Source organism: Ulvibacterium sp. (assembly GCF_965248315.1).
In the GTDB taxonomy this organism is placed as follows: Bacteria; Bacteroidota; Bacteroidia; order Flavobacteriales; family Flavobacteriaceae; genus Ulvibacterium.
In genome coordinates this window covers 3591283-3615957 of record NZ_CBDFIX010000002.1, presented here as the reverse complement: position 1 = coordinate 3615957, position 24675 = coordinate 3591283, and the positions used below count along the sequence as shown (strand labels likewise).

Genomic DNA, 24675 nt, shown 5'->3' with positions numbered 1-24675 from the left:
TCAATAGCCAAACCTGGTGTTCCTTGCTCGGTCGCCATATTTATTTGTTAATTTGCAACCATTATGGAGCAAAAAATTGTCCTTATAACGGGAGGCTCATCCGGTATTGGAAAGTCAATAGGATCGTACTTGGTATCAAGGGGATTAAAAGTATATGGTACTACGAGAAGTTTGGAAAAGTATCCGGATTTTAAAGCTTTCGATTTGCTGGAGTTGGATGTCCGTGACCCAAAAAGCATTGAAACGGCCCTAAAAGCACTTATTGAAAAAGAAGGACGTTTGGATATTTTGGTGAATAATGCCGGGATAGGCATTACCGGATCCGTTGAGGAGACACCGCATGAAGAGATTTTAAAGGCATTTGACACCAATTTTAACGGTCCTTTACATATGGCCAAGGCGGTGCTGCCCCAAATGCGGAAACAGAAATCGGGACTAATCCTAAATATTACTTCTATAGCCGGTTATATGGGACTTCCCTATAGAGGAGTATATTCGGCCACAAAAGGAGCCCTGGAACTTGTAATGGAGGCGATGCGTATGGAAACGAGAGGCTTTGGTGTGAAAATTACCAGTTTGGCCCCTGGGGACTATGCCACTAACATTGCTTCGGGCCGTTATCATGCACCTGTTTTGGAGAATTCACCTTACGAGGAGGCCTATAGTCGCACCCTTGCATTGATGAACGAAGGAGTGAAACAGGGAGGCAACCCGATGGAAGTTGCGCAAAAAGTGTGGGAAATTATTAAAAAAGAGAAGCCAAAAGTGCATTATAAGGTGGGTTCTTTTATGCAAAAATTTTCCCTTATACTAAAGAAATTATTACCGGATAAAGTATACGAGAAATTACTACTTAACCATTATAAGTTGTAATTTTAACTTCTGATAATTTTAATATTTCAAAAGGTATTTTTATAACCCTAAAACGAGGACGCAAATGAAATTTTTTATAGACACGGCCAACTTGGATCAAATACGGGAAGCCCAGGAATTAGGGGTTTTGGATGGTGTAACCACAAACCCTTCCCTTATGGCAAAGGAGGGCATAACCGGACGCAACAATATCTTGAAGCACTATGTGGACATTTGTACCATAGTGGATGGCGATGTTTCCGCTGAAGTTATTTCCACGGATTTTGACAGTATTATAAAGGAAGGCGAGGAGCTAGCCGAACTACATGAGCAGATTGTTGTAAAAGTCCCTATGATACGGGATGGCGTAAAGGCATTGAAGTATTTTTCGGATAAGGGCATACGTACCAATTGTACTTTGGTTTTCTCCCCGGGGCAAGCCCTCTTGGCTGCAAAGGCCGGAGCCACCTATGTTTCCCCTTTTATTGGCAGATTGGATGATATTTCTACGGATGGGCTCAACTTGATTGCCGAAATCCGTCACATCTATGACAATTATGGCTTTGAGACACAAATCTTGGCGGCTTCCGTACGGCATACGATGCACGTAATAGATTGTGCCAAACTTGGGGCGGATGTTATGACCGGGCCTTTATCTTCTATAGAAGGGCTTTTAAAGCACCCGTTAACGGACAGTGGTCTGGAAAAATTTCTAGCCGATTATAAAAAAGGAAATTGAGATAGGTCAAAAAAAAGGAAATCTAATAAAAGCCCTTGGAGATTTTGGTTTCCAAGGGCTTTTTATTTTTAGAAGGAAGAAGCATACATATTGGAGAAGGCATCAACAATTTTCGCATCTTCCGTAATAATACATTTGTTCATTGGATAGATGACCAATGCCTTTGTGACTTCCTCAAAATCCACGGCCCTATATTGGTTGTTCTTATCCAAATTTTTGGTTTCTATCATAATCTTCCACTTGGTATCATCTGTTTTTAGATTTATACCTACAAACCTATATTCGGACATTTTTGAGGATAAATAATCCGCCCTTCGTGTAATATTGTCGAAATGTCTTTTATCCGTTCCGGACCAAAAATAGAAGACGGTCTTGGTATCTTTGGCAATTTCCTTGAGGGAAACCCTTTCTCCTTCACTATTCAAAACATTAATATTGGGAATCTCCTTATCCGGCTGTATGTTGAGTATACCCTTGTACAGTTCGTCTATTTCCGAAATGTGTTTGTTGTTCTCAGAAAGCTTATGAAACTCCTTGATGAAAATCTCATTATTTTCCTCGGTATCATGTATTTGTAAAAGATAATCAAAAGCTACGTTTCGAAATAAATTGTCCTTTAAATCTTTATCCTTTACAAGGCTATCAATGAGGCCAAGTTTGTGCATATTAAAATGCAGATGATTTTTGACCACATCGTTTTTTATACCACATTTTTTGGAGCAGCTCATGTATGACCGATTCCCAAAATGATTGATCATAAAGTTATAGTAAGGCCTCAGATATGTAAAATCCTTGTTTTGATAAGTGACCGTTTTTCTGTAATCATAAAAGTTGGGAGGAAGTTCGTCAACAACTTTGTTGCCCGTATATGATTTATGCTTAAAAGGATACTTCTCCTTATAGGTATAGTAGTTATAAACAATGCTGGCCTCTGCAATCTCCCTTTGCCTTTTGGATAACTCCGATTCCTCTACCAAAATTTCCAACTCTTCCAGTTTTGACTGTTTTAGGGAGTCGATTTTTTTATTGAAATCCTCGGGTTCCAATCGATACATACCATAAATTATGGACTGCTCGGCCTCACGGGCTAAAAAAAGCTCCAAAAGGAAGTTGTTTATTTCGCTACCGGAACCTGAAAACACCAAGGACTCATCAAAATCCATAGTGTTGAGTCGTATCAATAGACTATCGCCCTTCTCCAAATAAACATATTGAAATTCAGGACTATGCTTAAAATGATAAAGACCGTTTTCAGGGGAGTCGAGTTCAAGGGAAAATCTATTATTTGCATCCAATTGGGCTGAATCGATACTATTTTCACCTTTGTATAGAATGATGTATTTGCTTGTAGGGTTTACAACTTCTCCCGCGAAAAAGACGTTTTCCGATTTTTTTTCGGTCACACTGCAACCCACCAATAAGAAAAGAAATAGATAAAGTAAATGTTTATGCATATAAAAGTATCTATTGTGCAACGAACAAAATTAAGAAACCGGTATGCGCAAGGCTGTTAATAGCGAGTTAAAAATTAGACAGTTGCGTTAAGGTCATCGATAAACGACAGGTTTAAAAAGATGATGGGTCCCAGACCCATTAATTTCTTTATTTTTGCACAAAATTTTTAAAAGCAGCTTATGTTATCCGTATCAAATTTATCGGTGCAGTTTGGAAAAAGAGTATTGTTCGATGAGGTGAATGTGGCCTTTACGCAGGGAAACTGCTACGGGATCATTGGGGCCAACGGTGCTGGAAAATCCACATTTCTTAGAATACTCTCAAATCAAAGCGAGCCCACATCCGGACATGTACAATTGGAACCGGGCAAGCGTATGTCCATTTTGGAGCAAAATCATAATTCCTATGATGTACATACCGTTTTGGAAGCTGTAGTTATGGGAAATAGGCCCCTTTTTGCCATAAAACAGGAAATAGATGCCCTATATGCCAACTATACGGATGAAAATGCGGATAAAATTGGGGAACTACAGGTTCAATTTGAAGAAATGAATGGATGGAACGCGGATAGCGATGCGGCCGCCTTGTTGTCCAATCTGGGAATCTCCGAAGAATTGCATTACACCACAATGGCCGAAATAGATTCTAAATTAAAGGTGCGCGTCCTTTTAGCACAGGCCCTCTTTGGTAACCCTGATGTATTGATTATGGACGAACCTACCAATGATCTGGACTACGATACCATACAATGGCTGGAAAACTTTTTGGCAGATTACGAGAATACAGTCATCGTGGTATCCCATGACCGTCATTTTTTGGATGCAGTTTGTACCCATATTGCAGATATAGATTTTGGTAAAATAAACTTGTATTCTGGGAATTACACCTTTTGGTATGAAAGTAGCCAATTGGCCGCTCGCCAACGAGCGCAACAAAATAAAAAAGCGGAGGAAAAGGCCAAGGAGCTACAGGAGTTCATTGCGCGGTTTAGTGCCAATGTAGCCAAGAGCAAGCAGGCTACTTCCCGAAAGAAAATGCTTTCAAAGCTAAAGGTAGAAGATATAAAACCCTCTAGTAGAAGGTACCCCGCCATTATTTTTGAAAGGGAACGTGAGGCGGGTGACCAGATAGTGAATATTAACAATTTGGCGGCCTCTTCCGAGGATGGTGAAATACTTTTTGAGAAAGTTAATATCAACTTGGACAAACAAGATAAAGTGGCACTAATTTCAAGGGACTCCAGGGCTACCACTGCGTTTTACGAAATCCTGAACGGAAATAGAAAGGCCCAACATGGCACATATCAATGGGGGATTACTACTACACAATCCTACCTTCCGGCGGATAATTCGGAATACTTCCAAGAAGACATCAATTTGGTGGATTGGTTACGACAATGGGCCAAGACCGAAGAGGAGCGGGAAGAAGTGTATATCCGGGGATTTTTAGGAAAAATGTTATTCAGTGGGGAAGAGGCCCTAAAAAAAAGCACGGTGCTCTCTGGAGGCGAAAAAGTAAGGTGTATGCTAAGTAGGATGATGATGCTCAGAGCCAACGTTCTACTTTTGGACGAACCTACCAATCATTTGGACTTGGAAAGCATTACTACGTTCAATAACTCCCTCAAAAATTTTAAGGGAACGGTCATTTTTACTACCCATGACCATGAATTTGCCCAAACAGTGGCCAATAGGGTTATAGAATTGACTCCTAAAGGCAACATTGATAGATATTTAACGTTTGATGAATATATGTCTGACAAGACGATACGGGAGCAGCGAGAAAAAATGTACGCGATTCCGGTATAGTTTTGTTCATCCCAAATTCCTACATCATGAAGACCTACAAAATTTTTTACATGCTATTGGCATGCTGGGTCGTTTTTGGCTGCAGCAAATCAGAAGACGGAGGAACTTTGGATGGGGATAACTCTCCCAATCCTCCTGAGACAAAAGCGGACTACACCCTACTTCTTAAAAAAGAAGGAATGCTTACAAGTTCTTTATTGAATGCGGAGGCCGAGGAGATAACGCTAAACCCTTCGGAAAGCCCTTTTCCAGATATTACATTTCCGCAACTAACCTATACAGATGGAGTTTTAATGGGGCTATACCAGAAAAAAACTCCTTGCAGTGGTAGAATTATGGCCTATGATTTCAAAGAAGATCTATCACAGGAAATGGAAGTATTCTCGGACTTAGGGGATTGCAACCTTACGGCCAATGCCATTGCCCGTTCGGAAGACACTTTTTTTGTGGCCTACCAATTAGAGGTCACTTCAAAGGCAACCACCTATTTCGTTAGGCTTTGGGATTTGAATTCCGAGGAATCCGAATTCATTGATGTTGAGCTAGACAAAAAACCGGTACAAATGGTTATTGCGAACAACCGGTTGTTTATACTTACCCTAGATGAGGAGATAACCGATGAATATAGCCTATCCGTCATGGACACAAGTACCAATTTGTTGATACATGAAATGGATTTGGGTTTTGATGTTCGCCGTATTTTTAAAACCCCGGAAAAGGATATCATTATAAGTTATGACGAATTGCATACTACATTGGATAGTGCAACTATGTCATTTGAATATACCCAGTATGGGGAAAATACAGAACCCAATTTCACGGCATCCGATTTTGATTATTTTGACAAAACTGGCAAAATGTACTACCAAATGCTACCAGGATCTAATAGCATTTACCCTTTAATTCCGGCAGTTTACGATTTTAATGAAAATCTGGCGGTACTTTACGCCTTCGAAAATTTCTTGACGGAAGCACAGCGTAATGTGGAATTTGAAATAGAAAGTACCTCCATGGTAAGTTATGATGAGGAGAATGAGTTAATTTTGATTGGATATGAGAAATCCTCGGGCGATAGTAAAGGCGGCCTTCTAAGGGTTAAACCTTTACCCAATCCGGAATTTATTGATAATTTGGACCTGGACGGTATACCTATCCAGATATTCGTAGAATAGAGTCTTAAGATATAAAAGAAAATGCCCCTGTACAGGGGCATTTTTAGTACTTCCTTCAACAAAAATTAGGCATTAAAATACTTACTGTTCCATATAGCCGGATTGAAGTTCTTCCCTAAGGCGAAACCGTAAAAAATTACAACGGCTGCAATGGACTTGAACATGAAAAAGTAGATAATCCAAAATTCGGCACTAGAACTAGACTTTGAAAACAATCCATTGGGAACCAAGAGGGTTACCAAATAACTGGCAACAAAAATAATGGCAGTAAGATTTAAAATACTTTTAAATGGCCACATAAGGGCCTTTCTAAAGGGGTGAAGATCGTTTCCCCATTTATGGATCAAGTAAAAGTAGTTGTTTCCTATGGGCACCAAAAGCAGGGGGTCGTCCTTGTCCGCCAATTTAAAAAGCTTGGAAGGGGCAATGATTTTGTACCCTGTAATTTCAATTCCGTGCTCCTTTTCCAATTTTTTGATCTTGGCAACCGCTTCATTGGGGATTTCGCCCTTGAAATACTTAGAGTCCAGAAAACGCAAGCGGTAATCGATACAAATCTGCTTTATTTGCGCTAGGTGGTAAATTTTACGGGTATCCAGCAAATCGAAATCGAAGTGATTGATAATATTTGATTTACCACCGGATAAGCTTAGCTGTATCCGCTCCGTACTTTGTTGGTCCCTCTCGAGTATCCGAAAGACCTCGTCTAAGATTTTTTGGGAATCCGTGGCATTTTTTAGGGTTCTGCCAAGCCGTTCCTCGATGTTGGTTCTTTTTAATAACATTCTTTTTCTTTTAGCAATTGTCTCAAATTTAAACATTTCCTATTTGAAAAATTTTGCATGAGAAAATCGATTTGTTAAAATTATGTTAATTTATAGGGAGTATGGTTTTTATGAACGGAAAAACCTTGTGATTTTGATATATTGTAGACGAAACCGTATGTTTTCCCAATACGTTACATGATTGCCCCAAAATTCCTTGACCTATGAAATATTTAATTTCCTCCATATCACTCTTTTTCCTGCTTTTTCCTTTAATTTCTTTGGCACAAGGAAATCCTACTTCTACGAATTCTGCGGTACTACTTTCCAAAATGGATCCCGAAAAGTCCATAATCAAGAATACCCAAAACTCTAAAAACCATAGGACACTTTCCGCGGTGATCAAAGCGACTGATTTGGAGGAAACCTTGGGCTACGATGGTCCCTTTACGGTATTTGCACCCTCAGATAAAGCTTTTGAGGAGTTTTCATTAAGAAAAGCCCTCCATCTTTTGGATTCTGAGAACAAGGAAGATTTGAAAGCCCTACTTACGTATCATATCATTGCCGGAAAATTTACAACCTCTCAAATTCTTAGGGCAATGTGCAGGGGCAACGGGCGCGCTACATTTACCACGGTGCAGGGTAAGGAGGTAGTGGTGACGATGGAAGGAATTGATATTGTGCTAACGGACGACTTCGGCAATTCTGCAAAGATTACAACCGCGGATGCCAACCAATGCAATGGTGTTATTCATGAAATAGACAGTGTTATCGTACCGCACCAAATGTAATGGTCAACGGAGCTCGGCACCAAGCTCGGTCTCATAGGTATGCTGTAACTTGGCCATAATTTTATCTATTTGCTTATCCGTTAACGTGCCTTTTTCATCTTGTAACATAAAACTGACTGCATACGATTTTTTACCATCAGGTAGTTTTTTGCCTGTATAAACATCAAAGAGCGTTATATTTTTAATTAATCTTTTTTCCGTTTTTAGCCCCAGCTGATAAATTTGGTCAAAAGTCACTTTTTTATCCAATAACAAGGCGAAATCTCGCTTTACCTCAGGATACTTAGGAACTTCCTGATGACTTATCCTCCCTTTTTTTACAAATGATAGGACATTGTCCCAATTGAAATCCGCATAAAGAACTTCCTGCTTTATATCAAATGGTTTTAGAACGGATGTCTTAAGAATTCCTAAAACCGCAACTTCCTTTTCCTGCCTTTTTAGGGATACACCCTCCGAAATAAAATCATTTTCCGACGGGGTGGAAATCAGCCCCTGGATTTTAAGCCGTGCCAAAACATTTTCCACGATAGATTTCAGATAAAAGAAATCTGTTTTTTTGGCAGATGTAATCCAGTTATCTTGATTCCTATTTCCTGTTATGAACAAAGACAAATGTTTAGGTTCGTTATAGGACTCTCCCTTTTTATAATACGTTTTCCCGAATTCAAAGAGTTTCAGGTCTTGTCTTTTTCTGTTCAGATTGTGGGATATCACCTCCAATCCGTTGTAGACCATATTTTTTCGTAGAACGGATAGATCAGAACTTAATGGGTTTAACAGGGCCACCGTCTCCTTGGTCGTTTCATACTCCGGAGAACTAAGGCTATTGGTAAGTATCTCAAAAAAACCTTGAGAGGCCAATAAGTCCCCAATAGTATTCTGAATTTTATAATCTTCAAATTTTGAGGTTGGGGCGATGGATGCATTCAACTTTTTTCCAAAGGCTATATTGTTATAGCCATATATCCTCAAGATTTCCTCAATAACATCAACTTCGCGCTGTACGTCTACGCGATATGAAGGTATCACTACACCCAATCCTGTTTCGGTCACATTCATGACCTTGATTTCCAGAGAAGCTAGAATGGATTTTATGGAGTCCTTCGGGATTTCCTGCCCAATAAGACCATTGATTTTGTCGAAAGCTAAGAAAACCTGGTAATCTTCTTTTTTCTTGGGGTAAAGATCTATGACATCGGATGTAATTTCACCTCCAGCCAATTCCTTAATGAGGATGGCTGCACGTTTTAAGGCGTATTCCACATTTTCAATGTCGATTCCACGTTCAAAACGAAAGGAAGCATCCGTATTTAAACCATGTCTTTTTGCCGATTTTCTAATAGAGACCGGATCAAAATAAGCACTTTCCAAAAAAATCGATGTAGTGTCCTCTGTGACACCTGAATAAATTCCTCCAAAAACTCCGGCGATGCACATGGGTTTTTCCATATCGCATATCATCAAATCCTCTTCATGCAATTCCCTTTCTTCCCCATCCAAAGTTGTAAACTTTGTACCCTTAGGTAAGGTCTTAACAATAACTTTTTTACCATGGATTCGATTGGCATCAAAGGCATGTAGTGGCTGTCCCAACTCATGTAGTACATAGTTGGTGGCATCCACTATGTTATTTATAGGCTTAAGACCTATAGCCCTCAATCTGTTCTGTAACCAAGTTGGGGAGGACTGTACGATGAGATTACTTAGCGTAATGCCACAGTAACGTGGCGCCAGCTCCGGATTTTCTACGGCTATGTCTATTTTAAGCGATCGGCTGTCCACATTAAAGTGACTTACCGGGGGTGTAATCAACTCCAATTGTATCTCCCTTTCAGTAAGACCAGCTTTTAAATCCCTGGCCACTCCATAATGGCTCATAGCATCCGCACGGTTAGGGGTCAACCCTATTTCAAAGACCTCATCATTTTCTATTTCAAAAACTTCGGAACAAGGGGTTCCGGGTTTCAAACTACTACTAAGTACCAAAATACCGTCATGATTGTCGCCAAGCCCTAGCTCATCTTCTGCACATATCATACCCTGACTTTCCTCTCCACGTATTTTACCCTTTTTAATAGTCCAGGAATCACCATCTTCCGTATAAAGTGTGGTACCTATGGTAGCCACCGGAACATTTTGCCCTTTTGCCACATTTGGCGCTCCACAGACTATTTGTAGAGGCTGTTCGAGCCCAATATCCACTGTCGTCATTTTGAGTCTGTCCGCATTGGGATGCTTTTCACAGCTAAGTACATGGCCAACAACAAAGCCCTTTAAGCTACCTTTTACAGACTCAAAAGAAGCAATGCCTTCCACTTCGAGGCCTAGGTCGGTTAAAAGTTCGGCGGTCTGTTTTGGTGTCCAATCTAATTTGAGGAATTGTTTCAACCAGTTGTAAGAGATATTCATCAGTTGGCGTTAGAGCGCGTAAAGATAAAACAATGCACTAAGACATTCAATATAGATTCAAGTGAATTGTTCTATTCCATGTGGGAGGACAGTAACACAATACGCGGTTCGTTAATTTTATGTTCCAACAAAACCAAGGGGATTGATAAGAAATTAAAACTTAGAATGCGATTTAGATAATGGTGGATTTGCCCAAACCTATGTTTTCATCATTCATGTTGAAATCTTGATCTTGGTCAACTATGTTTTCCGCAATAAAATCGCCAACATAGTCGGTGCCGTATTTACTACTTCCCATGATATCCGGGGTAACAATATTCTTTTGTAAAGATTTAAGGACTGCGGCCACCACTGCATTGGATTCCTCGAACAAACCAAAATGCTGCAAAAGCATTGCCGTACTTAGGATCGAGGCAACGGGGTTTGCAATATTTTTGCCCTTTGCTTGTGGATAGGAACCATGTATGGGTTCGAACATCGCATTACTTTCACCAATTGACGCTGACGGAAGCAAACCAACAGAACCGATAATTACGCTCCCCAGGTCCGAAAGCATATCTCCGAACATATTATCCGTTAGGATTACATCGAACAATTTGGGATTTAGCATAATCTGTACCGCCGCGTTGTCCACATACATACAATCCATTTCTATTTCAGGATAGCTTTCCGAAATCTCGGTTACTACCCTTCTCCATAAACGTGATGTTTCCAGAACATTGGCCTTATCCACCAAGGTTAATTTCCTTTTACGTTTTTTTGCTGCTTTGAATGCCATATGGGCGATACGACTTATTTCCGACTCGGAATATTCACAAATATCCGAAGCAAAAGTGCCATTTTGGCTTAGCTGTTTTTTTCCAAAATAAATTCCCCCGGTAAGTTCCCGATAGATGACCAGGTCAGCGCCCTTAACAATTTCCTTCTTTAATGGTGATTGTTTTAGCATTGCCGGGAAAGCTTTTACAGGCCTTATATTGGCAAAAAGCCCCAAAGTTTTTCTAAGATTTAAAAGGCCTTGTTCGGGACGGACCTTGGCTTTAGGATCATTATCAAAATGAGGTGTCCCAATAGCGCCGAACAGTACGGCATCCGATTTTGTACAGAGTTCTAAAGTGTTTTCTGGAAGAGGTTTTCCGGTCTTTTCAATAGCTACGGCCCCCATCAAAGCACTTGTAAAAAGGAAATCATGGCCAAAAGTTTCATGCACAGCGTTAAGGCATTTCACGGCTTGGGCCAATACTTCGGGGCCTATCCCATCCCCTCCCAAAAGGGCGATTTTCAATCGCATTTATGTAAGACTTTCGGTGTTTAGATTGCTGGCTTCAATAATTTCATGAATATCCTCATCAAGAACCTCTTTTTTCCGGTCTGCGAATTTTAGAAATTCGTCGTATACGCCATCCAGTTGGGTCTTGGTAAGTTCATAACCCACTTTTTTTGCGCGATACGCCAAAGCGGCCCTTCCACTTCTTGCCGTAAGGACTATAGAAGATTCCGTGACCCCTACATCTTCGGGATCTATTATCTCATAAGTCTCACGGTTTTTGATAACTCCATCTTGGTGTATTCCAGAGCTATGCGCAAAGGCATTGGCACCAACAATGGCCTTGTTGGGCTGTACCATCATTCCCATCTTTTGGGAAACCATTTGACTGGTATCGTAAAGTAGTCGGCTATTGATATTGGTATCCAGACCAAGGTAGGGATGTTGTCTAAGAATCATCACTACTTCTTCCAAAGAGGTATTCCCTGCACGTTCTCCAATGCCGTTTATCGTACATTCTATCTGACGTGCACCGTTAATTACCCCGGATATGGAATTGGCCGTAGCCAACCCTAGATCATTATGGCAGTGGCAAGAGAGCGTCGCTTTATGAATGCCTTTTACATTTTCTTTTAGGTACTTCATTTTTGCACCGTACTCTTCGGGCAAACAATAGCCGGTGGTATCAGGGATATTCAAAACAGTGGCCCCGGCCTTGACCACGGCTTCACAGACCTTTGCTAAAAACTCATTCTCCGTTCTCCCTGCATCCTCAGCATAAAATTCAACATCCTCAACAAAGGTCTTGGCATAACTTACCGCCTGAACCGCCCTTTCAATTATGGCATCCCTATTGGAATTGAATTTATGTTTTATATGGGAGTCGGAAGTGCCTATTCCTGTGTGTATTCTTGGTGTCTTTGCCGGTTTTAAGGCCTCTGCAGCCACTTCTATATCCTTTTTCACTGCTCTGGTAAGTCCGCACACGGTGGCATTTTTCACTACTTGGGCAATTTGAGTAACAGAGCTAAAGTCCCCTGGGCTTGATATAGGAAAGCCCGCTTCGATAATATCCACACCAAGTTGATCTAACCGTTCCGCTATAACGAGTTTCTGTTCGGTATCCAATTTACAACCGGGTACCTGTTCGCCATCTCGAAGTGTGGTATCAAAAATTTGTACTTTATCTTTACTCATTATCTTTACTTAGTTTTAACTAGCCTATACGAATATATGACCAATAGGACAAACGACCTAAAATTTAGAATAACATTTACAACGTTTATCCACTTTTTCGGTTTTTTAAAAATCTGATTAACAATTATTTAAACACTTTTTTTTACGATGACAAGTGAGCATAAAGATGCATTGTTCGTACTGGTGAAATCGCTTTCAAAATCCGAGAAAAGGCAATTCAAGTTATATGTAGGTCGGCTGGGAGTGAATACGGACGCCAAGTTTTTGGCACTTTTTAATCTTTTGGATAAAATCAGGGCCTATGATGAAAGAACCATTTTGGCCAGTGGTATTGTAAAAAAGGCGCAGTTGTCCAATTTAAAAGCGCACTTGTATCGACAAATTTTAGTGAGTTTACGATTGAATCCGGTTAACCAAAATGTTCGGGTCCAAATTCGGGAACAGTTGGATTTTGCCACCATACTTTACCAAAAAGGACTGTACAAACAAAGCCTCAAAATTTTGGATAAGGCCAAGACCACGGCCATTGAAAATGAGGAAAAGAATATTGCTTACGAGATTGTTGAGTTGGAAAAAATAATCGAGACTCAGTATATCACCCGGAGTATTCCGGATAGGGCGGATGAATTGGCCGTACAGGCCAAAGAACTATCGGCACAAAATGTAATGACCAGCAAGCTGAGCAATCTATCCTTACAACTTTATGGATTGATGTTGAAGTTAGGCTATGTACGTAGCGACGAGGACTATACTAGGGTAAAGCGATATTTTGAGCGGCAATTGCCTAAATACAACTTGGAGGATTTGGGGTTTCGGGAAAAGTTATGGTTGTACAAGGCGCACTTGTGGTACAGTTTTTTGGTTCAGGATTTCTTGTCCTCCTATAAATATGCTAGCAAATGGGTAGACCTCTTCTATGAACGCCCCGATATGATCAACCTAAATCCCGTCTTTTTTTTAAAGGGGAATCACTACTTGTTAGAATCTTTGTTTTATGTTAAATACAGTTCTCAATTTAAACAAACACTTGAAAAACTGGAAGAAATAGTAAAAACCAATGATTTTCCAAAAAATGATAATATTTCATCTTTAGCATTTTTGTATCTCAATGCCAATAAACTGAATCTACATTTTTTGGAAGGTACTTTTGAAAAAGGATTGTATCTGGTAAAGATAATAGAATACGGTATTAACAAGCACAAACAGCGTATAGATGCCCACCATATCATGATTTTATATTATAAGATTGCCTGTCTCTATTTCGGTGTTGGCGACAATAAAATGTGTATCCAATATTTAAAGAAGATTATCAACAACAAGAGTTTAAAAATGAGGGAGGATTTAATGTGTTTTGCCCGGGTATTGAGTTTGGTGGCGCATTACGAGGCCGGAATGGATTACCATTTGGAAGTGCAACTGAAAAGCACCTATAAGTTTTTGTTGAAGATGAACGATCTACATGCCGTTCAAAAGGAAATGATCAAATTTTTGAGGAACCTAGGAAATATCTATCCCCATGAACTTCGAGGCGAATTTCAAAAGTTACATGCCCAATTAAAAAAATATGAAGATCATCCCTATGAGAAAAGAGCATTTTTGTATTTGGACATTATTTCTTGGCTAGAAAGCCATTTACAGAACAAGCCCGTAGCGGAAATTATCCGTGAAAAAGCCATGAAACTTACACGTTAGCATTTGGATTCAAAAACTACCATCAGTACCCGTAATTTTATTGAGATAAATATATCAATGTTGTTATTGGGAACTTCCGGTCCGTTTGGGAAGTTTATAGACCTACCTGTTCCATTAACCATTGAATTACGGGCCGCTTTGGCCTTTCTCCTATTAGTTGTCTATTGTAAATGGCGCGGCATATCATTTCGACTGCGGCAACGGGATGTTTTCCCTATCTTTTTAAGTGGTTTTTTGATGTGTATCCACTGGCTCTCTTATTTTAAGGCATTACAACTTTCCAACGTGGCCATTGGTATGTTATCCTTATTTACCTATCCAGTGATTACCGCTTTTTTGGAACCTTTTTTTTTAAAGACCAAATTTCAGCCCGTACATCTGTTATTGGCTGTTTTGGTACTTTTCGGGATTTATTTTTTGGTGCCCAATTTTAGTTTCGATAATGGCCATACCATTGCCATTGGTTTTGGGGTATTCTCTGCATTCTGCTATGCCGTTCGCAACCTTATTTTAAAAACCAAAGTAGACAGGTACAATGGATCTGTTTTAATGACCTATCAATTGGTCATTATTACCGTTTTGTTATTTCCGGTATATTTTATGTACGACCTCTCAGCGGTACAGGACCAATGGCAAGGACTGGTTGGCTTAATTGTTATTACCACTGCTTTAGGGCATACCATGTTTATTAATACGTTCAAACATTTTTCAATCACTACCGTAAGTATACTAAGTTGTATTCAACCGGTTTATGGAATTATCATTGGGGCCTTATTCCTTTCCGAGATCCCTACTTGGACTACAGTATTGGGGGGAATAATGATTTTGGCTTCGGTGATCATAGAAAGTATACGTTCATATCGGTGAGGTCCGTCCATTCGCTCTAGGGCCATGATTTTGATTGGAGTGTGCATAATACTAAGAAGAAATATCAGCAAGCATTCCAAATAGAATCTGAAGGTGGAGGTGCAAGGAATACTACTTTTTCCTTACTTACGGGATGGATAAAGGAAAGCAGCCTAGCATGGAGATGTATGCTGCCATTGGGGTTGCTTCGATCAAAACCATATTTTAAATCTCCTTTTATGGGACTTTCGATGGCCGCCAGTTGCGCTCGAATTTGGTGATGTCGCCCCGTTTTCAAATCGATTTCCAAGAGATAGTAATTATTTAGTTCTTGGATGGTTTTGTACTCCAAAATTGCCTTTTTACTATCTTTAATTTCGTACTTGTGAGCGTATGATTTGTTCTGTTTTGGGTTGCGTTTTAGCCAATGGGTTAAAACACCCTCTTTCTTCTTTGGTCGGTTTTTAACGATGGCCCAATAGGTCTTTTTCGCTTTTTTTTCTGCAAAGATTTTGTTCAGTCTGGACAAAGCTTTAGAAGTTCTTGCAAAGACCACGATACCCGAAGTTGGCCTATCCAACCTATGGGCTACCCCTAGATAAACATTACCGGGCTTCCTATATTTTTTTTTAATGTAAAGCTTTACTATTTCGCTTAACGGTATATCTCCTGTTTTATCACCCTGAACAATATCCCCAGGTTTTTTATTGATTACAATGATGTGATTGTCCTCATAGAGTACCTGAAGGTTTTGTGGAGTGGAAAGAATTTTTTCGGACACTATACAGCTATTTTTTTATTGCCGATAGAAAGAAAAAGAATAAGCAAAACCCCAATGGTGACCGACACGTCCGCCATATTAAAAATCCCCGTTCGCAGTATTCCAATTTTAATTTGAAAAAAATCGGTCACGGAACCATGGATGATACGATCTATCAGATTACCAATGCCCCCACCTATGACAAAGGCAAATGCAATGATAAGCCACTTGTTCAAATTTGATTTTTGAAGGACGCGAAACAACAAAATGAGCAAAACCGATACGGGAAGAATTTGAAGAAATATAAGTTTTGGAATAGGGGATAGGTTTTGACCAAATCCTAACATGGCCCCGGTGTTTTCCACATTGGTTAGGATAAGATTTTCCCTAACGACCTGAATATAATCCATGGGAGCAACATTTTTCCGGACAATATCCTTTGAAAGTTGATCACAACCAATATTCAACAATACCAAAACCAATATTCCGATTTTTTTGTACATAATCTTCTGTTGGATGCATTTTCCAATAACTAAAAATCATTGATTTTCATATGATTTTTTAGCCGATACGGGACAAGAAGAAAACTAAAATTTAATGGTTATTACCTGATTGGAAACTTTAATATTGTTCTTCGTCACTAGGAAAATCCTTGTTTTTCACATCGGTCACATATCCAGAAATTGCGTTGCCCATGTCCTCATAAAGGTTCATGTATCGTCTTAAAAAACGAGGATTAAACTCATGGGTCATTCCCAATAGGTCATGGATAACAAGCACTTGACCGTCCGCATATTTGCCAGCTCCTATTCCAATTGTGGGAATGGTAAGCCCCTCGGACACTTTTTTTGTAAGCTTCGCCGGAATTTTTTCCAACACAATACCAAAACATCCCAGTTTTTCCAGAAGTTTGGCATCGTCCATCAATTTTTTGGCCTCTTCTTCTTCTTTGGCCCGGACCGTGTATGTGCCAAATTTATAGATACTCTGGGGTGTAAGGCCCAAATGGCCCATAACGGGGATTCCGGCGTTGAGGATTCGTTTTACGGATTCTTTTATCTCAATACCGCCTTCTAATTTAATGGCATGTGCACCACTCTCCTTCATAATCCGTATGGCTGAGCGTAAAGCTTCTTTGGGATCACTTTGATAACTGCCAAAGGGAATATCCACAACAATTAAGGCCCTTTTCACCGCTCGAACTACGGATGTTGCGTGATAAATCATCTGATCCAAGGTTATGGGCAATGTAGTTTCATGGCCGGCCATAACGTTACTGGCGGAATCGCCTACCAAAATAACATCCACATTGGCCGCATCTACTATTTTGGCCATGGAATAGTCATATGCGGTAAGCATGGAAATTTTTTCTCCGTTTTTTTTCATTTCCACGAGCGACTTTACCGTTACTCGCTTATATTCTTTTTTTGCTGTGGACATCTAGTTTTGTTTAGGCAGGATAAATGTAAGGAAATTGTTGTTATTCCTTCTTTCTGCGAAAAGCTTGTGTTACGAATCAAAATGAAGAATCTTTCTTTATTTTTGAATCAAATATATATGGAATGAAACACGTACTAAACTTATTTTTTGTTGTAATCTGTTTTACGGTTTCCGCTCAGGAAAGCGATGAAGTCTCCGTTCAAAGAACCATCGAAACCTTTTTTGATGGATTTCATGATCAGGACTCCACGGTCATCAAAAAGACAGTTTCCCATACCGTTATTTTGCAGACCATTGCCAAGGACAAAGAAGGGAAGGAATATGTGCGAGAGGATAAGTTCCCTGGTTTTCTCAAATCCATTGTCGGTATTCCAAAAACTACAAAATTTGAAGAGAGAATCAAGTCGTATCACATACAAATAGATGGGTCTATGGCTCATGCCTGGACACCTTATGAGTTTTGGATCAATGGGGAATTCCACCACTGTGGGGTCAATTCCTTTCAACTGTTTAGGGAAGAAGGCAGTTGGAAAATCATTTATTTAATCGATACTCGAAGGAAGGAGGGTTGTGATTGATTTCGTAACCTCAATTGTGCTTGCGACCCTTAATTTGAGCTAATTTTTCAAAATTAGTACCTATCCAAAATGACATCCTGTCAGTTTCCTCGCCCTTGGCATATTGTTTGACATTTAGAAATCGATTGTAAAAAAGACTAATATTTAAAACATAAAGAATGAGTAAAATAATAGGAATAGATTTGGGTACTACCAACTCCTGTGTTTCTGTAATGGAAGGAAACGAACCGGTGGTCATTCCCAATGCGGAAGGCAAAAGGACCACTCCTTCTGTTATTGCATTTGTTGAAGGCGGTGAGATCAAGGTCGGTGACCCGGCCAAAAGACAGGCGGTGACCAACCCTGGTAAAACGGTTTATTCGATTAAACGGTTCATGGGAAATAAATACTCCGAGTCTAGCAAGGAAGCGAACCGTGTGCCTTATAAAGTAGTTAAAGGTGATAACGATACGCCCCGTGTAGATATAGATGGGCGTTTATATACGCCCCAAGAACTTTCTGCGATGGTCCTTCAAAAGATGAAAAAGACGGCAGAGGATTATTTGGGACAAGATGTTTCCAAGGCCGTAATTACGGTTCCGGCCTATTTTAACGATGCACAACGTCAAGCCACAAAAGAGGCAGGTGAGATCGCCGGACTTACCGTAGAGCGGATCATCAATGAACCTACTGCTGCATCTTTGGCTTATGGGTTGGATAAAAAACATACTGATCAAAAGGTTGTAGTTTTCGACTTTGGAGGTGGTACGCATGACGTTTCCATCTTAGAATTAGGCGATGGTGTATTTGAGGTACTCGCCACGGATGGGGATACCCATTTGGGCGGTGATGATGTGGATCAGAAGATTATCGATTGGTTGGCCGAAGAGTTCAAAAAAGACGAAAGTATCGATTTACGCGATGACGCCATGGCGCTGCAACGTTTACGTGAAGCTGCCGAGAAGGCAAAAATTGAATTGTCCGCCTCTTCACAGACGGAAATCAATTTGCCTTACGTAACAGCAACAGCATCTGGACCCAAGCATTTGGTTCGTAGTCTCTCGCGTTCCAAATTTGAGCAGTTGATCGATGATTTGGTTAAACGTACTATCGAACCTTGTGAAACGGCACTAAAAGCTGCTGGACTCTCAAAGAGCGATATCGACGAGATTATTTTGGTTGGTGGCTCTACCCGGATTCCCGCTGTACAAGAGGCCGTTGAAAAGTTTTTTGGGAAGAAACCTTCTAAAGGGGTGAACCCGGATGAAGTAGTTGCCGTCGGTGCAGCTATCCAAGGTGGGGTATTGACAGGAGACGTAAAGGATGTATTGTTGTTGGACGTTACACCATTATCCCTGGGTATTGAGACTATGGGAAGTGTAATGACCAAGTTAATCGATGCGAATACAACGATTCCCACCAAAAAATCGCAAGTATTCTCCACCGCAGCTGATAATCAACCATCGGTAGAGATTCATGTACTGCAAGGAGAACGGCCCATGGCGGGTGACAACAAAACCATAGGACGTTTTCATTTGGATGGGATTCCTCCAGCACCAAGAGGAACACCTCAAATAGAAGTTACTTTTGATATCGATGCCAATGGTATTATTAAAGTTTCCGCTACGGATAAAGCCACAAATAAGTCTCAGGACATTCGTATCGAAGCATCTTCTGGATTGACCGAGGAGGAAATCGAGAAAATGAAGGCCGAAGCGGAAGCAAATGCCGAATCCGATAAAAAAGCCAAAGAAACGGCTGATAAATTGAATGAGGCCGATGGAATGATATTCCAGACCGAAAAGCAATTAAAGGAATTCGGGGATAAATTGTCCGATGACAAGAAAAAACCGATCGAGGATGCTTTGGAGGAACTTAAGAAAGCCTATGAAAGCAAGGATCTGGCCGTAATTACTCCTGCTTTGGAGAAAATTAACGAAGCTTGGAAAGTTGCTTCTGAAGAGATGTACAAAGCACAGGCGGAGGCCCAGCAAGCAGGCGGCCCGTCACCCAATGGCGAGGAAGCTGCTAGTGGAGGAGACACTAAGGAAGGTGATAACGTTGAGGATGTAGATTTTGAAGAGGTGAAATAAACACCGATGGGGAGTAGGGAATAATTATTAAAAGGGCATTATCATATTTGATAGTGCCCTTTTTTATTCAATTCATCTTAGTAGGGAAAAGCTACGGTCCGTTAATTTATTTTAAACTTTCTTGAAAGCTCTCTACCATAGCCGGTCACAAATATTGAATCTTTTTTAAAGGCTACCCTTGCAAATGAAGTACTATCCTGGGTATCCACCATCCCTTTGAAAGTCAAGTAGTGTACGCCATCTTTTTCAATATAGTCACCTGCATGGTTATGGCCATTGAAATAGAATTTCACACAATCATTTTCTCCGATGAGGTTCAGTAATTCTTCATAGTTCAATAAATTGTGTGAATTGGATACGCCCAAAGCTGGAAAATGGCAAAACATGCCCACACGTTCCTCGTTCAATGTGGCCAGTTTTAATTGACCCTCTACCCAATTCAACTGGTCGTTACTTAACCCACCGTTCCAAGGAAAAACGTTAGGCATGTCTTTTCCTTCCAAAAGTTTAAAAAGTGAATCGGTCTGTTGCTTTTTGGACTCGGAGAGTGCCCCATGTAAACTTAGGTCATTCCCATCCAGAACAATAAATCTCCACTTGTTCTTTACTATGCTGTAATAGCGATCGTGCAATTCCATTTTTTCCAAAACATAAGGCTTCAATGAATCTGCCACACTAAAATCATGGTTTCCCAACACATGGAACCGATCGGATTTTAGTGTCGCCCAAATAGGGGCAACCGTATCGAAGCTATCAAAACTTTGGTCAATGAAATCTCCCAAGTGAATGGAATAATCCAAAGGATATGTATTTAAAGTATCTATAGCTTCCTTCAGGCGCATTGGCGATTGCCTATAAAAGCGCTGATTACTTGATTTACAATTACAATATTGACAGTCCGCCACCACCCCTATCTCGAATTCAGGAAATTTTGTACTGGTTTTCTTTTTTTGAGAGCAACCTAGAAGGAAAAACCAAGGTAGCATAAGAAGTAAGGTCCGTGTCATGATTTTGTTTTTGGGATAGACTAAGCCATGGTAAAGATAGGTACAACAGGATTTTACGCCAACTTCTGGTATGGAAATTGATTTTAAATAAAGTACTTTTGATATGTGGAATCGTATTTTGAACTTTACCATGTTATACTATGATAAAAAACTACATACTGTTTTTTTGTTTTATTCTAAACCTCGTCGCAACCGATATCTTTTCCCAAGAAATTAAAATATTCACAAGGGAGGATTTTGATTTAAACGGTGATGTAAAATCATGCTTGGTAATCACTGATTATGGGAAGGAAGAATATGATTTTGATGAGAATGGATTGTTGGCCAAATCGGTTACCCGTTATAGCGACTCGGACTACGATGTAACCTATTACCAATATGATGGAGGTTTCTTAAAGGAAAAGCGCTTGGAAAATTATCGAGAAAATACCTTTGATACCAGTACATCCATTGCCCATTTTTATGAACTGGATTCCCTTGGAACCAAAAAGATTACTGAAAAAATAGTTTCCTATGAGAAGGAATTCCTGGACCAATATGAATATTTCTATGATACCGATGATAGAGTGGTTAAAATTATTAGGACCAATAATAATGGTACGGACGAGACCGGTATTGAATATACATCATATAAGGACGAGCAAACAAGAACCTACAGGTTAAATGGAGTTGAACAAAAATCTATTCGGACGTCCAGTCGAAAGGCTAAGAATGGGACTTTGGAAAAAGTCATATTGACCAAAAGATTTCTAAATGGAGACCCTCTTACCGCTACTGAGGAAATATTTGATGCCTCTGGCCAATTAATTTCCAGCATTCATTTTGGATATGATGAAAAGACCCGACAATTTGTACCGGAACACACTACCGTTTTTACTTATGATAGTAGTGGGGCACTTTCGAAATTGGTCGAAAAAAAAGGAAATTCCGAGAAAGCAAAGGAATATATCTACCAATATGATGACCGTGAGCAGGGTAATTGGGTGAAACAGATCGTTACACCGGACAACGCCTATACTACGAGACGAATAAAATATTTCGAATTTCAAGAGGAAGTTGAAGACGAGGAATAGCCTGCGAAGCGTTCGGATTTAATTCGCTTCCATTCATGATGTAAAATCCCATAGCAACAGGTGTTTCTTTTAAAGCCATCCAGCAGATATACATTTTCGCGCAATATGCCTTCCAGTTTTGCACCGAGTTTTTCCACCGCTTTTCTAGAACGTTCATTTCTTTCATCTATGCGAAACTCCACCTTTTCGAAGTCTATCTCTTCAAAAGCATGTTGCAACATCAAAAATTTCACATTGCTGTTGAGGCCCGTTCCCTGAAATTCTCTTCCTATCCAAGTGGATCCTATATGTAAGACCTTGTTCTTCCAATCGATGTTCATATACCGCGTACAACCCGCGTAGGACTGCGCGTTTTTGTCAAAAATAACATATGGAATGCTGCTCTTCTGAAGTTGCTGTTCCAATGCTATGTCGATATAATTTTTTAGTGCAGGTAACGTGGCAATATCGGAAGGGGAGTATTGGACCAACTTTTCTTGTTGGGCGATTGGAAATAAATTATCGGAATCTTCCGGCTTTAACGGACTAAGTTTTACCCGTAGGTTTTCCAAAGTAACTGCCACTGCTATTCGACTAAGCTGTTAATGATTTCTTTTTTGAGTTCATGACCGCCCTCAAAAATAATCACTTCAGCCCGCCCTTCAAAAAGTGACCGAATTTTTTTTAATTCTTCTTTCAGCCTTTTTTCGGTTATGTATTCATCTTTGTTACCTATAAATATCTCGATTTTGGTTTTGTTCCGTCTCAAGAAATCAAAATCTGTAGGCCTTAATTCATTGGGGATTCCACCGGCGTAAAGCACCAGTCGATGAACTGGTAGTTTTTTATGGACTGCCCAACGGGCCGCAATGGAAACTCCCTGAGAGAAACCAAGAACGATTAACTTGCAATTTTCGGGAATGTTTTCAGCTTCCCAAATAGCATCCAAATAGGCCAAAACATTTTTGGTTTCTAGAATAGTGTTTTCTTTTGTCAACCAACTGGCCCCTACATGTTTATATGCACTGTCCAAATAATATTTGGAAGGGGCCTGGGGAGCTATGATATAATTTTCATCGGGCGGTAATTCTTTAAAATGTTTCAAGAAAAATCGACTTAAGTACCCCATGCCATGGAGTACTATCCAAACATTTTTTGTGGATTTTTCCAAATGGTTCAATGTTTCATAGGTACCTGTAGTATTGTAACGTATTTTTTTTTCTTTCATGGTTTTTAAAATCTGTTTCCAAGTAGTACCATTTGTTCACTAGGCAATACGTAGTTTTGTAAAAAAATTTCATGGACGATTTTAAGGAAAAAATTTTGAAGGTCTGTAACAATTCTTCCAAAAACACAATGATGGAAAACTTGGAGATCGAATATATTGATGTAGGTGAGAATTATCTTGTGGCTAAAATGCCGGTTAATGCAAAGGTCCATCAACCTGATGGTGTCCTACATGGCGGGGCATCCGTTGCTTTGGCCGAAAGTGTAGGGAGTATGGCGTCCTATATTTTTTTGGATGCGGAAAAATTTTTTGTTCGTGGTATAGAAATATCCGCCAATCATGTAAAAAGCATACGTGATGGTGAGGTGTTCGCCAAAGCACTTTTAATCCATAAGGGGCGTACCACCCAATTATGGGAAATTAAGATTACGGATGCGCAAGAAAACTTGATTTCTTCATGTAAATTAACCACCATTTCCCTGCCAAAAAGTTAGTATGTCTTTGGAACTTATGGACAAGGTGTCCGCCCAATTTAGGGACAGACTTCCTTTTGTTGTTTACAGGAAGCCGAATCATACTCGGGTTACCGCTCTTTTTCAAAAGGATAATACATTGCATTCCGTTTCGGATTTTACGGAAACGGGGTTCGTAATGGCCGCTTTTGAATGGAAACCCACCATACTATTGCGTCCCAATCAAAAACATGAAGTCGATTTTGATTTTGGTACACCCCCAAATTGTAAAAGCGGTGCCGAAATCCAAATTGATTTGGAACAGAAGAAGGTTCATCTTGATCTGATCCAAAAAGGTATAGCCGCAATCCAACAAGGGGATTTTAAAAAAGTTGTCCTATCCCGTAAAATTGAAGTGGATTTTAATGAGAGTCCATTGGAACTATTCCAAAGTCTTCTGTCCAAGTACCCAAATGCCTTCTGTTACCTCTGGTTTCACCCCAATACAGGACTTTGGTTAGGAGCAACCCCAGAAATCTTGTTACAGGTTAGAAATAGGAATTTCAATACAATTTCATTGGCAGGAACGCTACCTTATAGTGGAGATGATCAGGTAGTATGGGGTAGAAAGGAGTTGAAGGAACAGGATTTGGTAACGGATTATATACTCGATGTTCTACGGGATAAGGCCAGTGATATCAAAAAAGGAGAGCTGGAATCGGTCAAAGCAGGAAACCTTCTGCATTTACGAACCAAGATTTCCGGGGTCTTTTTGAAAGACGGCATAGGTCCTGTTATTAGATTCCTGCATCCGACACCCGCAATCTGTGGTTTTCCAAAACAACCTGCCCTTGATTTTATTCATGATAACGAAAACTACGATAGGGAATTTTATACCGGCTTTTTGGGGGAGCTTAATTTCGATGCTAAGACTGAATTATATGTGAATCTACGCTGTGCGCAAATCAAGGAGAACAAAGTTGTTGTTTATACTGGTGGCGGTATTACACAAGATTCCGACCCTGAAAAAGAATGGGAAGAGACTGTGGCCAAGAGCAAGACATTGTTACAGCTTATTTAAACCTTTA

General features: G+C 40.0%; 23 protein-coding genes. 12 read left to right on the top strand and 11 right to left on the bottom strand.

From position 1 onward, the window contains the following. Positions 1-63: 63 nt before the first annotated feature. On the top strand, positions 64-873 hold the full coding sequence (locus ACP2AF_RS17070; protein WP_425237355.1) for an SDR family oxidoreductase: 810 nt from the start codon (positions 64-66) through the stop codon (positions 871-873). A 64-nt stretch (positions 874-937) separates the two neighbouring features. Further along, positions 938-1591, top strand: a complete 654-nt coding sequence (gene fsa, locus ACP2AF_RS17065; RefSeq protein ID WP_120711635.1) for a fructose-6-phosphate aldolase — start codon at positions 938-940, stop codon at positions 1589-1591. Positions 1592-1659: 68 nt separating this feature from the next. Here the strand turns inward: fsa and ACP2AF_RS17060 are convergent, their stop codons facing one another. Next, positions 1660-3045, bottom strand: a complete 1386-nt coding sequence (locus tag ACP2AF_RS17060; RefSeq protein ID WP_425237354.1) for a transaldolase — start codon at positions 3043-3045, stop codon at positions 1660-1662. Positions 3046-3225: 180 nt separating this feature from the next. Between ACP2AF_RS17060 and ACP2AF_RS17055 the strand changes: the two genes are divergently transcribed. Further along, positions 3226-4854 (top strand): ABC-F family ATP-binding cassette domain-containing protein, encoded by a 1629-nt coding sequence (locus ACP2AF_RS17055; protein WP_425237353.1) that lies wholly within the window; start codon positions 3226-3228, stop codon positions 4852-4854. A 26-nt stretch (positions 4855-4880) separates the two neighbouring features. Then, entirely contained in the window at positions 4881-6026 is a 1146-nt protein-coding gene (locus tag ACP2AF_RS17050; protein WP_425237352.1) for a hypothetical protein, read from the top strand. Positions 6027-6091: 65 nt separating this feature from the next. Here ACP2AF_RS17050 and ACP2AF_RS17045 read toward each other — a convergent pair whose 3' ends face one another. Further along, entirely contained in the window at positions 6092-6811 is a 720-nt protein-coding gene (locus ACP2AF_RS17045; RefSeq protein WP_425237351.1) for a hypothetical protein, read from the bottom strand. Positions 6812-7014: 203 nt separating this feature from the next. Here ACP2AF_RS17045 and ACP2AF_RS17040 point away from each other — a divergent pair, with 203 nt between their 5' ends. Next, complete coding sequence (locus ACP2AF_RS17040; protein WP_425237350.1) at positions 7015-7584, top strand: fasciclin domain-containing protein; 570 nt, start codon at positions 7015-7017, stop codon at positions 7582-7584. A 3-nt stretch (positions 7585-7587) separates the two neighbouring features. Here ACP2AF_RS17040 and pheT read toward each other — a convergent pair whose 3' ends face one another. From pheT to ACP2AF_RS17025, 3 genes are all read right to left on the bottom strand, one after another. Continuing rightward, on the bottom strand, positions 7588-9996 hold the full coding sequence (gene pheT, locus ACP2AF_RS17035; RefSeq protein ID WP_425237349.1) for a phenylalanine--tRNA ligase subunit beta: 2409 nt from the start codon (positions 9994-9996) through the stop codon (positions 7588-7590). 172 nt (positions 9997-10168) lie between these two features. Continuing rightward, positions 10169-11287 (bottom strand): 3-isopropylmalate dehydrogenase, encoded by a 1119-nt coding sequence (leuB, locus tag ACP2AF_RS17030; protein WP_425237348.1) that lies wholly within the window; start codon positions 11285-11287, stop codon positions 10169-10171. Continuing rightward, positions 11288-12460, bottom strand: a complete 1173-nt coding sequence (locus ACP2AF_RS17025; RefSeq protein ID WP_425237347.1) for a 2-isopropylmalate synthase — start codon at positions 12458-12460, stop codon at positions 11288-11290. Between the two features lie 147 nt (positions 12461-12607). Here ACP2AF_RS17025 and ACP2AF_RS17020 point away from each other — a divergent pair, with 147 nt between their 5' ends. After that, positions 12608-14152: a hypothetical protein gene (locus tag ACP2AF_RS17020; RefSeq protein WP_425237346.1), complete on the top strand. Its 1545-nt coding sequence runs from the start codon at positions 12608-12610 to the stop codon at positions 14150-14152. Positions 14153-14155: 3 nt separating this feature from the next. After that, positions 14156-15019, top strand: coding sequence for a DMT family transporter (locus ACP2AF_RS17015; RefSeq protein ID WP_425237345.1), 864 nt, complete (start codon positions 14156-14158; stop codon positions 15017-15019). A gap of 64 nt (positions 15020-15083) precedes the next feature. Here ACP2AF_RS17015 and ACP2AF_RS17010 read toward each other — a convergent pair whose 3' ends face one another. From ACP2AF_RS17010 to panB, 3 genes are all read right to left on the bottom strand, one after another. After that, positions 15084-15779, bottom strand: coding sequence for an RluA family pseudouridine synthase (locus ACP2AF_RS17010; RefSeq protein WP_425237344.1), 696 nt, complete (start codon positions 15777-15779; stop codon positions 15084-15086). After that, complete coding sequence (gene lspA, locus ACP2AF_RS17005; protein WP_425237343.1) at positions 15779-16261, bottom strand: signal peptidase II; 483 nt, start codon at positions 16259-16261, stop codon at positions 15779-15781. The genes ACP2AF_RS17010 and lspA overlap by 1 nt, the downstream gene beginning before the upstream one ends. Before the next feature lie 118 nt (positions 16262-16379). Next, on the bottom strand, positions 16380-17198 hold the full coding sequence (gene panB, locus ACP2AF_RS17000) for a 3-methyl-2-oxobutanoate hydroxymethyltransferase (RefSeq protein ID WP_425237342.1): 819 nt from the start codon (positions 17196-17198) through the stop codon (positions 16380-16382). A gap of 122 nt (positions 17199-17320) precedes the next feature. Here panB and ACP2AF_RS16995 point away from each other — a divergent pair, with 122 nt between their 5' ends. Together ACP2AF_RS16995 and dnaK are read left to right on the top strand one after the other, a co-directional pair. Beyond that, positions 17321-17776, top strand: a complete 456-nt coding sequence (locus tag ACP2AF_RS16995) for a nuclear transport factor 2 family protein (protein WP_425237341.1) — start codon at positions 17321-17323, stop codon at positions 17774-17776. 158 nt (positions 17777-17934) lie between these two features. Continuing rightward, entirely contained in the window at positions 17935-19848 is a 1914-nt protein-coding gene (gene dnaK, locus ACP2AF_RS16990; RefSeq protein ID WP_425237340.1) for a molecular chaperone DnaK, read from the top strand. A gap of 101 nt (positions 19849-19949) precedes the next feature. Here the strand turns inward: dnaK and ACP2AF_RS16985 are convergent, their stop codons facing one another. Continuing rightward, on the bottom strand, positions 19950-20855 hold the full coding sequence (locus ACP2AF_RS16985) for a metallophosphoesterase (RefSeq protein WP_425237339.1): 906 nt from the start codon (positions 20853-20855) through the stop codon (positions 19950-19952). 140 nt (positions 20856-20995) lie between these two features. On the opposite strand from ACP2AF_RS16985, the gene ACP2AF_RS16980 reads away from it, so the two are divergent. Continuing rightward, positions 20996-21928 (top strand): hypothetical protein, encoded by a 933-nt coding sequence (locus ACP2AF_RS16980; RefSeq protein WP_425237338.1) that lies wholly within the window; start codon positions 20996-20998, stop codon positions 21926-21928. On the opposite strand, the gene ACP2AF_RS16975 is transcribed toward ACP2AF_RS16980, so the two are convergent. Beyond that, positions 21901-22497, bottom strand: a complete 597-nt coding sequence (locus ACP2AF_RS16975) for a GNAT family N-acetyltransferase (protein ID WP_425238040.1) — start codon at positions 22495-22497, stop codon at positions 21901-21903. The two genes, ACP2AF_RS16980 and ACP2AF_RS16975, sit on opposite strands and share 28 nt — an antisense overlap. Further along, a complete protein-coding gene (locus tag ACP2AF_RS16970) occupies positions 22494-23135 on the bottom strand; it encodes an alpha/beta hydrolase (protein WP_425237337.1) in 642 nt (213 codons plus the stop codon). The genes ACP2AF_RS16975 and ACP2AF_RS16970 overlap by 4 nt, the downstream gene beginning before the upstream one ends. A gap of 71 nt (positions 23136-23206) precedes the next feature. On the opposite strand from ACP2AF_RS16970, the gene ACP2AF_RS16965 reads away from it, so the two are divergent. Continuing rightward, on the top strand, positions 23207-23629 hold the full coding sequence (locus ACP2AF_RS16965; RefSeq protein WP_425237336.1) for a PaaI family thioesterase: 423 nt from the start codon (positions 23207-23209) through the stop codon (positions 23627-23629). 1 nt (position 23630) lies between these two features. Then, positions 23631-24668, top strand: a complete 1038-nt coding sequence (locus ACP2AF_RS16960; protein ID WP_425237335.1) for an isochorismate synthase — start codon at positions 23631-23633, stop codon at positions 24666-24668. Positions 24669-24675: the final 7 nt, after the last annotated feature.

Excerpts from the sequence above, each read along its gene's own strand:
- ACP2AF_RS17025 (WP_425237347.1), bottom strand. The coding sequence starts at position 12,460 with ATGAGTAAAGATAAAGTACAAATTTTTGATACCACACTTCGAGATGGC.
- ACP2AF_RS17060 (WP_425237354.1), bottom strand. The coding sequence starts at position 3,045 with ATGCATAAACATTTACTTTATCTATTTCTTTTCTTATTGGTGGGTTGC.
- ACP2AF_RS16960 (WP_425237335.1), top strand. The coding sequence starts at position 23,631 with ATGTCTTTGGAACTTATGGACAAGGTGTCCGCCCAATTTAGGGACAGA.
- ACP2AF_RS17055 (WP_425237353.1), top strand. The coding sequence starts at position 3,226 with ATGTTATCCGTATCAAATTTATCGGTGCAGTTTGGAAAAAGAGTATTG.
- fsa (WP_120711635.1), top strand. The coding sequence starts at position 938 with ATGAAATTTTTTATAGACACGGCCAACTTGGATCAAATACGGGAAGCC.
- ACP2AF_RS17050 (WP_425237352.1), top strand. The coding sequence starts at position 4,881 with ATGAAGACCTACAAAATTTTTTACATGCTATTGGCATGCTGGGTCGTT.
- ACP2AF_RS16995 (WP_425237341.1), top strand. The coding sequence starts at position 17,321 with ATGAAACACGTACTAAACTTATTTTTTGTTGTAATCTGTTTTACGGTT.
- panB (WP_425237342.1), bottom strand. The coding sequence starts at position 17,198 with ATGTCCACAGCAAAAAAAGAATATAAGCGAGTAACGGTAAAGTCGCTC.
- ACP2AF_RS17045 (WP_425237351.1), bottom strand. The coding sequence starts at position 6,811 with ATGTTATTAAAAAGAACCAACATCGAGGAACGGCTTGGCAGAACCCTA.
- pheT (WP_425237349.1), bottom strand. The coding sequence starts at position 9,996 with ATGAATATCTCTTACAACTGGTTGAAACAATTCCTCAAATTAGATTGG.
- dnaK (WP_425237340.1), top strand. The coding sequence starts at position 17,935 with ATGAGTAAAATAATAGGAATAGATTTGGGTACTACCAACTCCTGTGTT.
- ACP2AF_RS17040 (WP_425237350.1), top strand. The coding sequence starts at position 7,015 with ATGAAATATTTAATTTCCTCCATATCACTCTTTTTCCTGCTTTTTCCT.
- ACP2AF_RS17020 (WP_425237346.1), top strand. The coding sequence starts at position 12,608 with ATGACAAGTGAGCATAAAGATGCATTGTTCGTACTGGTGAAATCGCTT.
- ACP2AF_RS17070 (WP_425237355.1), top strand. The coding sequence starts at position 64 with ATGGAGCAAAAAATTGTCCTTATAACGGGAGGCTCATCCGGTATTGGA.
- ACP2AF_RS16980 (WP_425237338.1), top strand. The coding sequence starts at position 20,996 with ATGATAAAAAACTACATACTGTTTTTTTGTTTTATTCTAAACCTCGTC.
- leuB (WP_425237348.1), bottom strand. The coding sequence starts at position 11,287 with ATGCGATTGAAAATCGCCCTTTTGGGAGGGGATGGGATAGGCCCCGAA.
- ACP2AF_RS16965 (WP_425237336.1), top strand. The coding sequence starts at position 23,207 with ATGGACGATTTTAAGGAAAAAATTTTGAAGGTCTGTAACAATTCTTCC.
- lspA (WP_425237343.1), bottom strand. The coding sequence starts at position 16,261 with ATGTACAAAAAAATCGGAATATTGGTTTTGGTATTGTTGAATATTGGT.
- ACP2AF_RS16970 (WP_425237337.1), bottom strand. The coding sequence starts at position 23,135 with ATGAAAGAAAAAAAAATACGTTACAATACTACAGGTACCTATGAAACA.
- ACP2AF_RS16985 (WP_425237339.1), bottom strand. The coding sequence starts at position 20,855 with ATGACACGGACCTTACTTCTTATGCTACCTTGGTTTTTCCTTCTAGGT.